This is a genomic window from Aggregatibacter kilianii (assembly GCF_003129965.1).
In the GTDB taxonomy this organism is placed as follows: Bacteria; Pseudomonadota; Gammaproteobacteria; order Enterobacterales; family Pasteurellaceae; genus Aggregatibacter; species Aggregatibacter kilianii_A.
In genome coordinates, this window is sequence record NZ_NRCJ01000001.1 from 251,217 (window position 1) to 264,995 (window position 13,779).

Consider the following 13,779-nt stretch of genomic DNA (forward strand, 5'->3'; position numbering starts at 1 on the left):
TGCTTGCGGGGGAAGGTGCCCGAAGGGCGGAAGGGGGCTTCCTCCCCCTCAGGGCTTCGCCCAGCTCCCCCCGTAAACGGGTGGGAGCCAAGCAAAAGTTTTTTAACTATCACTCAATAGAAGGAAAAACCTATGAAGATAACCAAAGCAGCCGTTGCCGGCACGCTGGAATCCAGTGACGCGCAAGTGCGGATCCAGCCTTTTGATACCTTGGATATTGAAATCAACAGCTCCGTTGCCAAGCAATTCGGCGAGCAAATCGACGCCACCGTGCGCGCGGTGTTAAACAAATTGAACGTGACGGCGGCGCAAGTGATTATTGAAGACAAAGGCGCGCTGGATTGCGTGTTGCAGGCACGGGTGAAAGCGGCAGTGTTACGTGCTACAGATGAAAATATTAACTGGGAGGCGGTGCTATGAAATTAAGAAGAAGTATGCTGTTCGTGCCGGGTTCAAATGCGGCAATGTTAAGTAACAGTTTTATTTATAAACCGGACTCCATCATGTTTGACCTGGAAGATGCGGTGGCATTGAAAGAAAAAGACAGCGCCCGTTTATTGGTGGCGCACGCCTTGCAACATCCGCTCTATAAAGAAATCGAAACCGTGGTGCGGGTCAATCCGCTGGATTCCGAGTTCGGCGTGGCGGATTTAAACGCTGTAGTGCGCGCCGGGGTGGATGTCGTGCGGATGCCGAAAACCGAAACCGCACAGGATGTAATCGATATGGATCGCGAAATCACCGAAATCGAAAAAGCCTGCGGACGTGAAGTGGGCTCCACCAAAATGCTCGCCGCCATCGAATCACCATTAGGTATCACGCAAGCAAACCAAATCGCCACCGCCTCCAAACGGTTAATCGGCATCGCTCTAGGTGCGGAAGACTATGTGCGTAACCTGAAAACCGAACGCTCACCGGAAGGCATCGAATTGCTTTTCGCCCGTTGTTCCATTTTGCAGGCAGCGCGTGCAGCCGGCATTCAAGCCTTTGACACCGTGTATTCCAACGCCAACAACGAAGAAGGTTTCTTAAACGAAGCGGCGTTAATTAAACAGCTCGGCTTTGACGGCAAATCCCTGATCAATCCGCGTCAAATCGAATTGTTGCACAACCTGTTTGCGCCGACACAAAAAGATGTAGATCAGGCAAAACGCATTATCGAAGCGGCGGAAGAAGCGGAAAGACAAGGTTCCGGTGTAGTTTCATTAAACGGCAAAATGATTGATGCGCCTATTATTGATCGTGCGAAACTCGTGTTAGAACGCGCGAAATCAGGCATTCGTGAAGAGTAAGGGAGATAAAAAAATGACAACAAGAGAACAACGTGTTGAAAAATACAATGCAGGACGCCCGACTTATCAGGCAGTACCGAAAGCAGAATCCCTTGCCCGCACGGCGAAAGATCGCAAACTCTGCGCAAATCTTGAAGAAGCCATTAAACGTTCAGGCTTAAAAGACGGCATGACCGTATCCTTCCACCACGCTTTCCGCGCGGGGGATTTCGTGGTGAACATGGTGATGGACAAAATCGCGGAAATGGGCTTCAAAAATTTAACGCTGGCGTCCAGCTCACTCATCGACAGCCACTCGCCGATTATTGAACACATCAAAAACGGTGTAGTCACCAAAATTTATTCCTCCGGTTTACGCGGTCAATTAGCGGAAGAAATTTCTCGCGGTTTATTAAACGAACCGGTCAACATTCACTCCCACGGCGGACGCGTGCACTTGGTGAAATCCGGCGAATTGAAAATCGACGTTGCCTTTTTAGGCGTGCCTTGCTGCGACAAATTCGGTAACGCCAACGGCTTCAGCGGCAAGAGCAAATGCGGCTCCCTCGGCTATGCCCGCGTGGACGCGGAATTTGCCGACAAAGTGGTGCTTTTAACCGAAGAATTCGCCGACTACCCGCACCACCCGATTAGCATCGGACAAGACCAAGTGGATCTTATCGTGCAAGTGGATGCCGTGGGCGATCCGAAAAAAATCGGCGGCGGCGCCACCCGTATGACCACCAACCCGCGCGAATTGCTAATCGCCCGCAAATGTGCCGAAGTGATTTTCGCCAGCGGTTATTTTAAAGACGGCTTTTCCTTACAAACCGGTACCGGCGGTGCATCCCTTGCGGTGACTCGTTTCTTAGAAGAAAAAATGGTGCGCGACGGCATTAAAGCCGGCTTCGCCCTCGGTGGCATCACTGCCAGCATGGTGGATCTGCACGAAAAAGGATTAATCAAAAAACTCATCGACGTGCAAAGTTTCGACGCCGTGGCGGCAGAATCTCTCGCCCGCAACCCGAATCACATTGAAGTGTCCGCCAACCAATACGCCAATTACAGCTCCAAAGGTGCTTCCGTAGAGCGTTTGGACGTAGTGATTCTTTCCGCGCTGGAAATCGACACCAAATTTAACGTGAACGTGCTTACCGGCTCCGACGGCGTGATTCGCGGCGCGTCCGGCGGCCACTGCGACACCGCCTCTTCCGCGCAAGTGGCGATTATCGTGGCGCCGTTGGTACGCGGACGCATTCCGACCGTCGTGGAAAACGTAATTACCTGCGTCACCCCGGGCGAAAATATCGATATTTTAGTCACTGACCACGGTGTCGCGGTGAACCCGAAACGTCCTGATTTAATCGAAGCCTTAAGCAACGCGGGCATTCCGTTATTCACCATCGAACAACTGTGCGAACGCGCTTACAGCCTGACCGGCAAACCGAAAGAAATCGAGTTTACCGACAAACCGGTGGCGGTTGTTCGTTATCGGGACGGAACGGTAATTGATACGGTTTATCAAGTGAAAGAGTAAATTGCTCACCTTGATAGCGCGCGTCTCCCGACGCGTGCTGATAAAAATAAGATAAGAAAGTACGCGTCGGGAGGCGCGTGCCATTGTAATAATCAACAAAAGTGCTGTCGTTTTTACAAACGTTTTTATAACAACATGGCAATTTCTCTAAACCATTTTTCCACCGCCGGAACCGAAGTTTCCCTTGGGCAGCTGTTAGCCGCGCGGGAGGAACGGGCGTTGTTGCAACAAAAACTGCTAACGCAATACGGACAAAGTCTGCTTTGTGTGACGCTGACCGCCGTGGGCGGGGTGAAGAAAAATGCGTTGCTGGATTATGTCTTTGCAAAAACGCGGGAAAAACTCACCGCACTTTTTACGCAGTTAGCCGTAACGCCGAGCGCGGAAATCATCCGTCTGCCGGAAACGGGGCATGAGGCATATTTTGTGTTGCCGATAGATGCCAAGGCGTTAAAAGCGGCGATGATTGAGCTGGAAGAAAGCCTGCCCCTTGCCCGCCTGTGGGATTTGGACGTATTTGATCATACGGGCAAGTTGCTCAGTCGAAAGGATTTCGGTATGCCGCCGCGTGCTTGTTTGGTGTGCGGTGCGGATGCCAAAACCTGCGCCCGTTCGCGTGCTCATGCCGTGACGGAGATTGTGGCGGAAATGCAAAAGCGGGTGCAACAACATGATCTGGCGGAGCAAATCGGCAATGCGGTGTATCAAGCGTTGATTCAAGAAGCGCGTTTGTCGCCGAAACCAGGCTTAGTGGACAGCCTCAATAATGGGGCGCACAAAGACATGAACCTGCAAACTTTCGAGCAAAGTGCGGTCAGTTTACAGCCCTTTTTTACGTTGTTCGTGTTAAAAGGCATGCAAACGGCGCATTTGCCCGCATCGCAAATCTTGGCGCAGGTTCGCCCGCTGGGTGTACTTGCCGAAAAAGCGATGTTCAAGGCGACGCACGGGGTGAATACGCACAAAGGGGCGATTTTTTCCTTCGGCTTGGTATGCACCGCTATCGGACGCTTGTTACAGACGCAAGATGTATCCAAAAGTGCGGTCATTTTTGAGATTAAATCCATCTGCGATTTGACGGCGCAATTTACGCAAGGCTTAACCGCCGAACTGAAACATTACCCCGACTATTTGCCCGTCACCGCCGGCGTGAGGTTATTCCGCCAATTCGGTTTAACCGGTGCGCGCGGCGAAGCGGAAAGCGGTTTTCAACAAATTCAGGCACTGTTGCCGCTGTTGGATGAGGTTCATCAACAAGACAGGGAACATGGCTTATTACTTGCTTTGTTGCATTTAATGGCAACCAATGCCGATACCAATGTGGTGCATCGCGGCGGTATGGAAGGGTTACATTTTGTGCAACAAACGGCAAACGATCTGCTTGCGGATCAAACCCTTGTGTCGGACAAAGCCAAACTGACGCAAGCCTTAGTAAAATTTGATGCCGCCTGCATTGCGCGGAATTTAAGCGCGGGCGGCAGCGCCGATTTATTGGCGTTGATGATTTTCTTTCAAACTTTAAGAGGTAATTCACATGGCATTATCTAAAAATGCAAAACTGGCGATCTTGGTAGCCATACCGTTGGTCACCTTTATATTGCCGGCGCCGGAGGGGCTCTCTCTGATCGCCTGGCGTTTACTTGGGGTTTATATCGCCACCATCGTCGGTTTGGTGTTAAAACCTTACGGCGAGCCGGTCATTTTGCTGGCGGCAGTGGCGGTTTCCGGTGCGATTATCGGTAACACCGCAGGCGCTGGCGATTTCCTCAAACAAGGGGACATTCTAAACGGTTACAAATCAGGCACTACCTGGCTGATTTTCACCGCCTTTACTTTGAGCTCCGCGTTTGTGATTACCGGGCTCGGTAAGCGTATCGCCTATCACATGATCGGCGCCATGGGCAGCACCACCTTGCGTTTAGGCTATGTGACCATGTTCCTGGATTTGCTCCTCTCCCCTGCAACGCCATCCAATACGGCGCGTTCCGGCGGGATCATTTTCCCGATCATCAACAGCGTAGCGGTGGCATTGGGTTCCGATCCGGATAAAAGCCCGAAAAAAGCCGGTCGCTATTTGATGATGAACGTATACATGGTGGTAAAAACCACGTCCTACATTTTCTTAACCGCCATGGCACCGAACGCATTGGCGCTGTCCCTCATGGCGCCGATCCTCGGGTTCAACATCGACTGGCTACATTGGTTCCTTGCTGCCTCCGTGCCGGGCTTGCTGTGCTTGTTCGTCATTCCGTTAATCTGCTACTGGGTTTCTCCGCCGGAAATGAAAGAGGTGGATAACAAAGCCATCGCGAAAAAAGGCTTGGAAGAACTTGGTCCGATGTCATTCCGCGAAAAAGCCTTGATCGTGTTATTCATCATCGCCCTGTTTGGCTGGATTTTCTCCTCCGCCTTGAACGTTAACGCAACTATCGTGGCATTAATCGTCATGGTGTGCTGTATCGTGCTCAACATCGTCGCGTGGGACGACATCTTAAAAAGCAAAGGCGGCTGGAACACCTTAATTTGGTACGGCGGTATCATCGGTATGTCCGGTTTGCTGGAAAAAGCGAAATTCTTTGACTGGTTAGCCGAATCCTTAAAAGCCGTCTTACAATTTGAAGGGCAAGGCACACTGGCGTTAATCGTCATCCTAACCCTCAGCGTTGCCGTGCGTTACCTGTTCGCCTCCGGCGGTGCTTACGTTGCCGCCATGGTGCCGGTATTCGCCACCGTCGGCCATGTTGCCGGCGCCCCTGCGGAATTACTCGCGCTCGGCTTATTGTTCGCCAATTCCTACGGTGGTTCCGTCACCCACTACGGCGGCGGCCCGGGCCCAATCGCCTTTGGTGCGGGCTATAACGACATCAAATCCTGGTGGACCGCCGGCGCCATCATCGCGTTCGGCAGCTTAATCGTTCACTTAACCATCGGTATGGCATGGTGGGAATTCTTAATTAACTTAGGCTGGTTATAATTCTGCGCTAAATAACGACAAAGGGTGTTTCAAACACCCTTTTGTTTTATTTCTAAGAAATCGTTATAGTAACTTCCTTCCGTTAAGTTTCATTTCATCAGAAAAAACAACCGCACTTTCGGGGATTTTTAAGCCTTAATTAACGATTTTTCCCAACAATTGAACTCAAAATAAAGGAAAAACGAATGCCTATTACGATTAGAAAAGCGCAACGCGAAGACAGCCCCAACGTCTGGCGTTTAATGCGCGAACTGGCGATTTTCGAGCGTTATATCGACAGTTTCGCCATTACGCCGGACATTGTGGAACAATGCGGATTCGACAAAAGTCCGCCGGATTTTCATTGCCTTGTGGCGGCGGACGGCGAGCACATTGCCGGCATTGCGGTGTATTATTTTCTGCCCTTCACTGCACAAAATCGCCCTGCCATCTACTTGAAAGAATTGTATGTGGACACACCTTATCGCGGGCAGCACATCGGCGAGCAATTAATGTTGGCATTGAAAGCGGAAGCCGAAGCGCATCATTGCCTGCAAATTAAATGGACGGTCGCCCCGTGGAATGAAGGCGGGAAACATTTTTACGCCAAATTGGGCGCGCAACAAAACAACGAATGGTTAAATTACGAATGGCACATCAATTCACGTTAAGAACACTTTCCGTCGCGGATATTCAGACGCTGAAACGCCTCGGCGAAAAAACCTTTTTCGACACCTTTGTCGGCACCTGCAGCGACAAGGATATGCAACGTTATCTTGAGCGTAATTTCAACGTGGCGCAGCTGGAAAGCGAGTTAAATCATCCCGGCATGCTATTTTACGGCGCGGAAAGCAGGGGTGAACTCATCGGTTACATGAAACTCAATTTTGCCGAAGCGCAAACCGAACTACAGGATCCAAGTGCGGTGGAAATTCAACGCATTTATGTGCTGGATTCCCACCATGGCACGGGCGTGGGACAGGCCTTATACCGCCAAGCGTTAACTGTTGCCGAACAACGGCAAGCCGATTATATTTGGCTCGGCGTGTGGGAACACAACCACAAAGCGCAACGCTTCTATGCAAAAAACGGCTTTGTTGTGTTTGATCAACATGTCTTTATGATGGGCGACGAAGCACAGACAGACATTATGATGAAGAAAATATTGAAATAACAAAAGCGGAATGAGAAGCCTCTCATTTTCCCAAACAAAACGGCGCAGACCTTCATGATCTGCGCCGTTTTCAATTTGGTGTCCGCGACAGGACTTGAACCTGCACACCGGTTAGGGCATTAGGACCTGAACCTAACGTGTCTACCAATTCCACCACACGGACTTTTTCAAGCGTTTATCACAACGCGTTAAAACGTTGCCAATTATACAGAAAAAATATCGTTAAGCAAAAAAACACTTGGCATTTTCACCGCACTTTTTGCCATTCAATGACAATTTTTAGCAAAATATAGATTTTCCACAGTAAAACAAAAAAACGCCCCCCTTAGTGCAGAGTGTTTTACCAGTAGTTATCGGCTGAAAATATGGATTTTTTAGCTATAAATCCATAGTGTGATCACGATCAAATTTTTTTCTGAATAAACCTTATAGGATGAATTTTGCCGTAAAAGCAAATCTCATCATCAATAGTTATATTTTATTGATTAATCTAAAGAATTTATTTTCAAAGGGGCGTCAGTATGAAATTAACGAAAAGAACTTTCCTTAAATCTTTGGTTGCAACATCTGTCTTTTTTGCTGCCGGACTTCATTCAAACTTAGTATATTCCAGCTCTTCCGAGCCAATTAAATTGGGCTATTTGGTCAAACAACCGGAAGAGCCATGGTTCCAAACGGAATGGGCGTTTGCCGATAAAGCCGCAAAAGATCTCGGCGATGTACAAATCATTAAAATGGCGATACCGGACGGCGAAAAAACGTTGAATGCCATTGATAACCTGGCTGCCAGCGGTGCAAAAGGCTTTGTGATTTGTACACCGGATCCGCGTTTAGGTCCTGCCATTATGGCGAAAGCCCGTTCCTATGATTTGAAAGTAATTGCCGTTGACGACCAATTTTTAAATGCTGCCGGCGAACCAATGACGAAAGTGCCTTTAATTATGATGGCGGCGACGGAAATCGGTGAGCGTCAAGGACAGGAATTGTATAAAGAAATGCAAAATCGGGGTTGGGATGTGAAAGATACTGCCGTGTTGGCTATTACCGCCGATGAACTGGATACCGCCCGCAGACGTACCGAAGGCTCCATTTCAGCACTGATCAAAGCCGGCTTCCCGGAAAAACAAATCTATAAATCTCCGACCAAGAGTAACGATATTCCGGGCGCGTTAGATGCGGCTAACTCTATGTTGGTTCAACATCCTGAGGTGAAACATTGGTTGATTGTCGGCATGAACGACAATACGGTGCTGGGTGGCGTACGTGCCACGGAAGGACAAGGTTTCAAACCGGAAAATGTGGTGGGTATCGGCATTAACGGTGTGGATGCGGTAAACGAACTTTCCAAACCGAATGCCACCGGCTTCTTGGGGTCGCTATTGCCAAGCCCGGACGTTCACGGTTATCGCAGCACCGAAATGTTATATAAATGGGTGAAAGACGGTATTGAGCCTGAAAAATACGTTGCGGTAAAAGATGTTGTCCTGTTAAAACGTGATAACTTCAAAGAAGAACTCGCGAAAAAAGGCTTGTAACCACCACATTGTCCTTATTGTTGGTATTCGATTTATCGAATACCAACATCCCATCCAAAATCATCTGAAAAGAGGTGCGCAATATGCAGATTCCCTATTTAGAGTTTGACGATATCAGCAAAACCTTTCCCGGCGTTAAGGCCTTACAGCACGTCTCATTTAAATGCTATGAAGGTAAAGTCCATGCATTAATGGGGGAAAATGGCGCGGGTAAATCCACACTGCTCAAAATTTTAAGCGGCAACTATCTGCCGACGGAAGGCAAATTGTCTATCGGCGGACGAATGATGACCTTCAAAAACACAAAAGAGGCCCTGCTTGCCGGCATTGCGATTATTTATCAGGAACTCAATATCGTGCCGGAAATGACCGTTGCCGAAAATCTTTGTCTGGGTCAACTACCGAATGCATTCGGTGTGGTGGATAAAAAGGAATTAATCGCCAGAACGCAACGTTATTTAGATAAATTGGAACTGAATATCTCGCCGAATACGCCATTAAAAGAACTTTCTATCGGGCAATGGCAAATGATTGAAATCGCCAAAGCGTTAAGTCGCGGCGCCAAAATTATCGCCTTTGACGAACCGACCAGTAGTCTTTCTGCCCCGGAAATTGAAAAATTATTTACCGTCATCAATGAATTAAGACAAGAAGGCAAAGTGATTCTTTATGTTTCTCACCGCATGGAAGAAATTTTCCGTATCAGCGATGAAATCACCGTACTGAAAGACGGGCAATTTGTGGAAACCTTCTCCGATTTAAGCAAAATTGATAACGACGTGCTTGTACGAAGCATGGTGGGTAGAAATCTCGGCGATATTTATAACTACCGCCCACGTGAGATTGGAAAAACGCGGTTAAAAACCACCGCACTTTCCGGCACCAAACTGAAGGGCAATTTTAATTTGGAAGTGCGTGCAGGTGAGATTCTAGGATTATTTGGTTTGGTCGGCGCCGGCCGTTCCGAATTACTCAAAGTCATTTTCGGGGCGGATCCAATGAGCGCCGGCACTATTGAATTAGATGGCACCCCCGTCAAAATCAATAAACCAAAAGATGCCATTGAACAAGGTATCGTGCTTTGCCCTGAAGATCGTAAAAAAGAAGGCATCATTCCAACTGCCTCTGTAGGAGAAAACATCAATATCAGTGCCCGTCGTTCCCATAATTTCTTGAAATTCGTCATTAACGAAAAATGGGAAAAGGAAAATGCGGAAAAACAACGTCACCAAATGAACGTAAAAACACCGTCCATTGAACAACTCATTGTTAACTTATCCGGTGGTAATCAACAAAAAGCCATTCTCGGGCGTTGGTTGTCAGAAGACATTAAAGTCTTGTTACTGGACGAACCGACACGTGGGATCGACGTAGGCGCAAAATCCGAAATCTATGACTTAATTTTCAAATTAGCCGATGAAAAACTGGCAATTATTGTGGTTTCCAGTGACTTACCGGAGGTCATCGGACTGTCGGATCGCATTATGGTGATGCGTGCCCAACAAATTATGGGCATCGTAGAACGGCAGGACGCCACCGAAGAGAATATCTTGAAGCTGGCAATGGTCGAAAGCAAAGCCGCTTAATTTATAAACGTTTTATTTGGGAGATGTCATATGAGCACAGCAAAATCAACAGACAAACACGATGTCAGCGTATTAAATAAGATCTGGAACTCTTATGGAATGCTGCTGATTTTCTTTGTGATTTTTGTCGCTTCCTGTATTTTTATTCCGAATTTTGCCACCGTCATCAACATGAAGGGGTTGGGGCTGGCAATCTCGATGAGCGGCATGGTTGCGTGCGGAATGTTATTCTGTCTTGCCGCCGGTGAAATTGACCTATCTGTGGCTTCCGTTATCGCCTGCGCGGGCGTGGTCACCGCTGTGGTATTAAACCAAACACAAAATATTTTCTTCGGTGTTTCCGCAGGTCTTGGTTTAGGTGCATTAATCGGTTTAATCAATGGCTTGGTCATTGCCAAACTGAAAATCAATTCCCTCATTACGACCCTTGCCACCATGCAGATCGCGCGCGGTTTAGGTTACATTATCTCGGACGGTAAAGCGGTCGGAATCACCACCGAAGAATTCTTTGACATTGGTTATGAATCCGTGCTCGGCATTCCGCTACCGATTATCTTCACCATCATTTGTATCGCCATTTTCGGTTTCCTTTTAAGCAAAACTACCTATGGACGTAACACCTTAGCCATCGGCGGTAATGAAGAAGCCTCCCGTTTGGCGGGGATTAACGTCGATCGCACCAAATTGATTATTTTTGTGGTGTCAGGTTTAGTCTCCGCACTCGCCGGCGTCATTCTTGCCGCACGGATGACCAGTGGACAACCGATGACCTCTATCGGATTTGAATTGGTTGCCATCTCGGCTTGTGTACTTGGCGGCGTTTCTTTAAACGGGGGCGTGGCAAAAATTTCCTTTATTATTGCCGGGGTGTTGATTTTGGGAACAATTGAGAACGCGATGAACTTATTAAATATCTCGCCGTTTGCACAGTATGTGGTGCGTGGATTAATTTTGCTTATCGCGGTAATTTTTGATAAATATAAACAGAAATTTATCAAAGCATAGTAATGTCAATATGAAACAACATGAGATGAATAAGCAACCCAACCCGCTACTTCCCGGCTACAATTTTGGCGCTTATCTGGTGGCGGGTTGTACCCCAATCAAAAAAGGCGAAGAACTGGATTTTGCCATTAATCGCCCAAACGGTATGAAAGGTTACATTATTAATCTCACCATTAAAGGTCAAGGCACGATTTTCAGCGGAAAAAGTGCCTTTGATTGTTCTGTCGGCGACTTATTGCTATTTCCGCCCAATGCCGTGCATTACTACCATCGTGCCGATAATGCCAACGAATGGCATCACCAATGGATCTATTTTCGTCCCCGCGCCCTCTGGTTGGACTGGTTAAACTGGACGGACACCTTTCATCATGTAGGCAGGCTAACCATACCCGGACCACAAACTTATCAGGAAATTCTTTCGCTATTTCAACAAATTGAGCGGGAATATAACTCAGGCGATTTATTCAGTGAAGCCATGTCCATGTGTTTGTTGGAACAACTGCTCATCAAATGCTTCAAGCTGGATCCGTCAAACAAGCAACGTATGTTAGATACCCGTATTCTCTCCACCTGCCATTTCATTACCGATAATTTAGATAAAAATCATAAAATTGCGGATATCGCCGCACACATTCACATGTCTCCCTCACGTCTGGCACACTTATTTGCCAAACAAATCGGCACGGGAATCATCAAATGGCGGGAAGAACAACGCATGATTAAAGCTCAACATCTACTCCACACATCCGGCGCACCGATTTACCATATCGCCCGTCAACTCGGTTACGATGATCAACTGTATTTTTCCCGTTTATTTAAACGCTACACCGGATTAAATCCATCGGAATACCGCAATTCCAGATAAGAATCCTCTTGATTTATAAAATAAAATAATTTCATCTTTTGATATTATCCAACGTCAATTATTTTTCTTACTCCTAAAAGGATGCTCTACTTCACAGATTAAAAAGCGTAGCTATTTTATCCATATATATAGCCTTTTACGCTCTAACATCTTTTATGAAGCGCGATTACTATTTCCTCTGATTTCACGTCATTGGCATAACGTATTCTCTAAAATTATTCAGGAGGAAATATGCAGTCAAACAAAGATCTCATCCTCAACGGCAACATTTCTATCGGCATTGAATTTGGATCCACCCGAATAAAAGCGGTGCTTATCGATCCGCTAGGTAATATTCTGGCAAGCGGCGGATTTAACTGGGAAAATCAGTTGGTTGACGGTATTTGGACTTACTCGCAGGAAGCCATTTGGCAAGGATTGCAAAATGCTTATCAAGCGTTGGCACAATCGGTAAAAGAAAAATACGGCGTCCCTATTATCACAGCGCAAGCCATTGGGTTCAGCGGTATGATGCATGGCTACATTCCTTTCGATAGTCAAAAAAATCAACTCGTGCCGTTTCGGACCTGGCGCAACAACTTCACAGAAAATTCATCAAAAAAACTGACCGCACTTTTTCACTACAATATCCCGCAACGCTGGAGTATCGCCCATCTTTACCAAGCCATTCTGAATGAGGAAAAACACGTTGAGCAAATTGATTATCTCACCACATTAAGTGGCTATGTGCATTGGATGTTAAGCGGCGAAAAAGTGCTTGGTATCGGAGAAGCCTCCGGTATGTTCCCAATCGATCAACAAACACAATCCTATGATACGTCGATGTTAAATGCCTTCGATCAGCTGATTGCAGAAAAATACTACCCTTGGAAAATTGCCGATATTCTGCCAAAAGTGTTACCTGCAGGAAAATGTGCCGGTTATTTAACGGAAGAAGGCGCCCGATTATTGGATCCAAGCGGACAACTACAAGCAGGAATCAAAATGTGTCCGCCGGAAGGCGATGCCGGGACAGGCATGGTCGCCACCAACAGCATTAAGGCAACCACCGGCAATATTTCCGCCGGCACTTCCGCCTTTGCCATGATTGTATTGGAAAAAATGCTTTCCAAAGTCTATGAACAGCTCGATATGGTAACCACGCCGGACGGTAAATTAGTGGCAATGGCGCATGCTAATAATTGCAGCACGGACATTAATGCCTGGGTGCAGATTTTCAGTGAATGCCTAACGTTATTCGGTATCAAACAAAATACGGATAACCTTTATGAAACCCTTTTCCGACATGCACTAAATGGTGATGAAAACTGCGGCAATTTGCTCTCCTATGGATTTTATTCGGGAGAGCACGGCGTAGGTTTAGCAGAAGGTTGCCCATTATTTATTCACCCAACAGGCAGTCAATTTAATCTTGCCAACCTGATTCGCATGCTTCTGTACAGTGCGTTCGGTGCAATGAAACTCGGCATGGATATTCTGATGAACGAAGAAAAAGTCGCGATAACACAAATTCTGGCGCACGGCGGTATTTTCAAAACCCCAAATGTCGCCTCGAAAATCCTTGCCTCTGCGTTGGATGTACCTATTGCCGTCATGGATACGGCTTCCGAAGGCGGAGCCTGGGGTATTGCTTTACTTGCTAATTACCTGGCATACGCACCAAAGCAATCCCTAGAACAATACCTGCAAGAAACAATCTTTAAAAACACCGCACTTTCGATTAGCGACCCTGAGCCATCAATGAAACAGGGATATGCACAATTCATACAACGCTACAAACAAGGCATTCCGATTGCGAAAGCGGCGGCGGAATTTGGTTCAAATAAACACTAAATGTATTCAATCCACACAAG

Annotated in this window: 12 protein-coding genes and 1 tRNA gene; 12 read left to right on the forward strand and 1 reads right to left on the reverse strand. The window is 47.2% G+C overall.

What is annotated here, in order from left to right; translation table 11 throughout:
* Window positions 1–132: 132 nt before the first annotated feature.
* The 7 genes from citD to DK430_RS01135 all read left to right on the forward strand — a co-directional run bounded on the left by citD (window position 133) and on the right by DK430_RS01135 (window position 6,935).
* Entirely contained in the window at window positions 133–420 is a 288-nt protein-coding gene (citD, locus tag DK430_RS01105) for a citrate lyase acyl carrier protein (RefSeq protein ID WP_109077275.1), read from the forward strand.
* On the forward strand, window positions 417–1,292 hold the full coding sequence (citE, locus tag DK430_RS01110; RefSeq protein ID WP_162616794.1) for a citrate (pro-3S)-lyase subunit beta: 876 nt from the start codon (window positions 417–419) through the stop codon (window positions 1,290–1,292). The genes citD and citE overlap by 4 nt, the downstream gene beginning before the upstream one ends.
* Window positions 1,293–1,305: 13 nt before the next feature.
* Window positions 1,306–2,808: a citrate lyase subunit alpha gene (gene citF / locus DK430_RS01115; protein ID WP_109077276.1), complete on the forward strand. Its 1,503-nt coding sequence runs from the start codon at window positions 1,306–1,308 to the stop codon at window positions 2,806–2,808.
* A 135-nt stretch (window positions 2,809–2,943) separates the two neighbouring features.
* Window positions 2,944–4,356, forward strand: coding sequence for a triphosphoribosyl-dephospho-CoA synthase CitG (gene citG / locus DK430_RS01120; protein ID WP_109077277.1), 1,413 nt, complete (start codon window positions 2,944–2,946; stop codon window positions 4,354–4,356).
* Window positions 4,343–5,782 carry an anion permease gene (locus DK430_RS01125; protein WP_109077278.1) on the forward strand — a complete coding sequence of 480 codons (1,440 nt, stop codon included), beginning with the start codon at window positions 4,343–4,345 and terminating at the stop codon, window positions 5,780–5,782. Before citG ends, DK430_RS01125 begins: the two co-directional genes overlap by 14 nt.
* Before the next feature lie 185 nt (window positions 5,783–5,967).
* Entirely contained in the window at window positions 5,968–6,432 is a 465-nt protein-coding gene (locus DK430_RS01130) for a GNAT family N-acetyltransferase (RefSeq protein WP_109077279.1), read from the forward strand.
* A complete protein-coding gene (locus tag DK430_RS01135) occupies window positions 6,396–6,935 on the forward strand; it encodes a GNAT family N-acetyltransferase (protein ID WP_239496770.1) in 540 nt (179 codons plus the stop codon). The genes DK430_RS01130 and DK430_RS01135 overlap by 37 nt, the downstream gene beginning before the upstream one ends.
* 76 nt (window positions 6,936–7,011) lie before the next feature.
* Here DK430_RS01135 and DK430_RS01140 read toward each other — a convergent pair.
* A tRNA-Leu gene (locus DK430_RS01140) sits at window positions 7,012–7,098 on the reverse strand.
* Between the two features lie 358 nt (window positions 7,099–7,456).
* On the opposite strand from DK430_RS01140, the gene DK430_RS01145 reads away from it, so the two are divergent.
* The 5 genes from DK430_RS01145 (at window position 7,457) to DK430_RS01165 (ending at window position 13,759) form a co-directional block, all read left to right on the forward strand.
* Complete coding sequence (locus DK430_RS01145) at window positions 7,457–8,470, forward strand: arabinose ABC transporter substrate-binding protein (protein ID WP_109077281.1); 1,014 nt, start codon at window positions 7,457–7,459, stop codon at window positions 8,468–8,470.
* Between the two features lie 83 nt (window positions 8,471–8,553).
* Window positions 8,554–10,056, forward strand: a complete 1,503-nt coding sequence (gene araG, locus DK430_RS01150) for an L-arabinose ABC transporter ATP-binding protein AraG (protein WP_109077282.1) — start codon at window positions 8,554–8,556, stop codon at window positions 10,054–10,056.
* A gap of 30 nt (window positions 10,057–10,086) precedes the next feature.
* Window positions 10,087–11,061 carry an L-arabinose ABC transporter permease AraH gene (gene araH / locus DK430_RS01155; protein ID WP_109077283.1) on the forward strand — a complete coding sequence of 325 codons (975 nt, stop codon included), beginning with the start codon at window positions 10,087–10,089 and terminating at the stop codon, window positions 11,059–11,061.
* A gap of 10 nt (window positions 11,062–11,071) precedes the next feature.
* Window positions 11,072–11,926, forward strand: coding sequence for an arabinose operon transcriptional regulator AraC (araC, locus tag DK430_RS01160; protein WP_109077284.1), 855 nt, complete (start codon window positions 11,072–11,074; stop codon window positions 11,924–11,926).
* 231 nt (window positions 11,927–12,157) lie between these two features.
* Complete coding sequence (locus DK430_RS01165) at window positions 12,158–13,759, forward strand: xylulokinase (RefSeq protein ID WP_109077285.1); 1,602 nt, start codon at window positions 12,158–12,160, stop codon at window positions 13,757–13,759.
* Window positions 13,760–13,779: the final 20 nt, after the last annotated feature.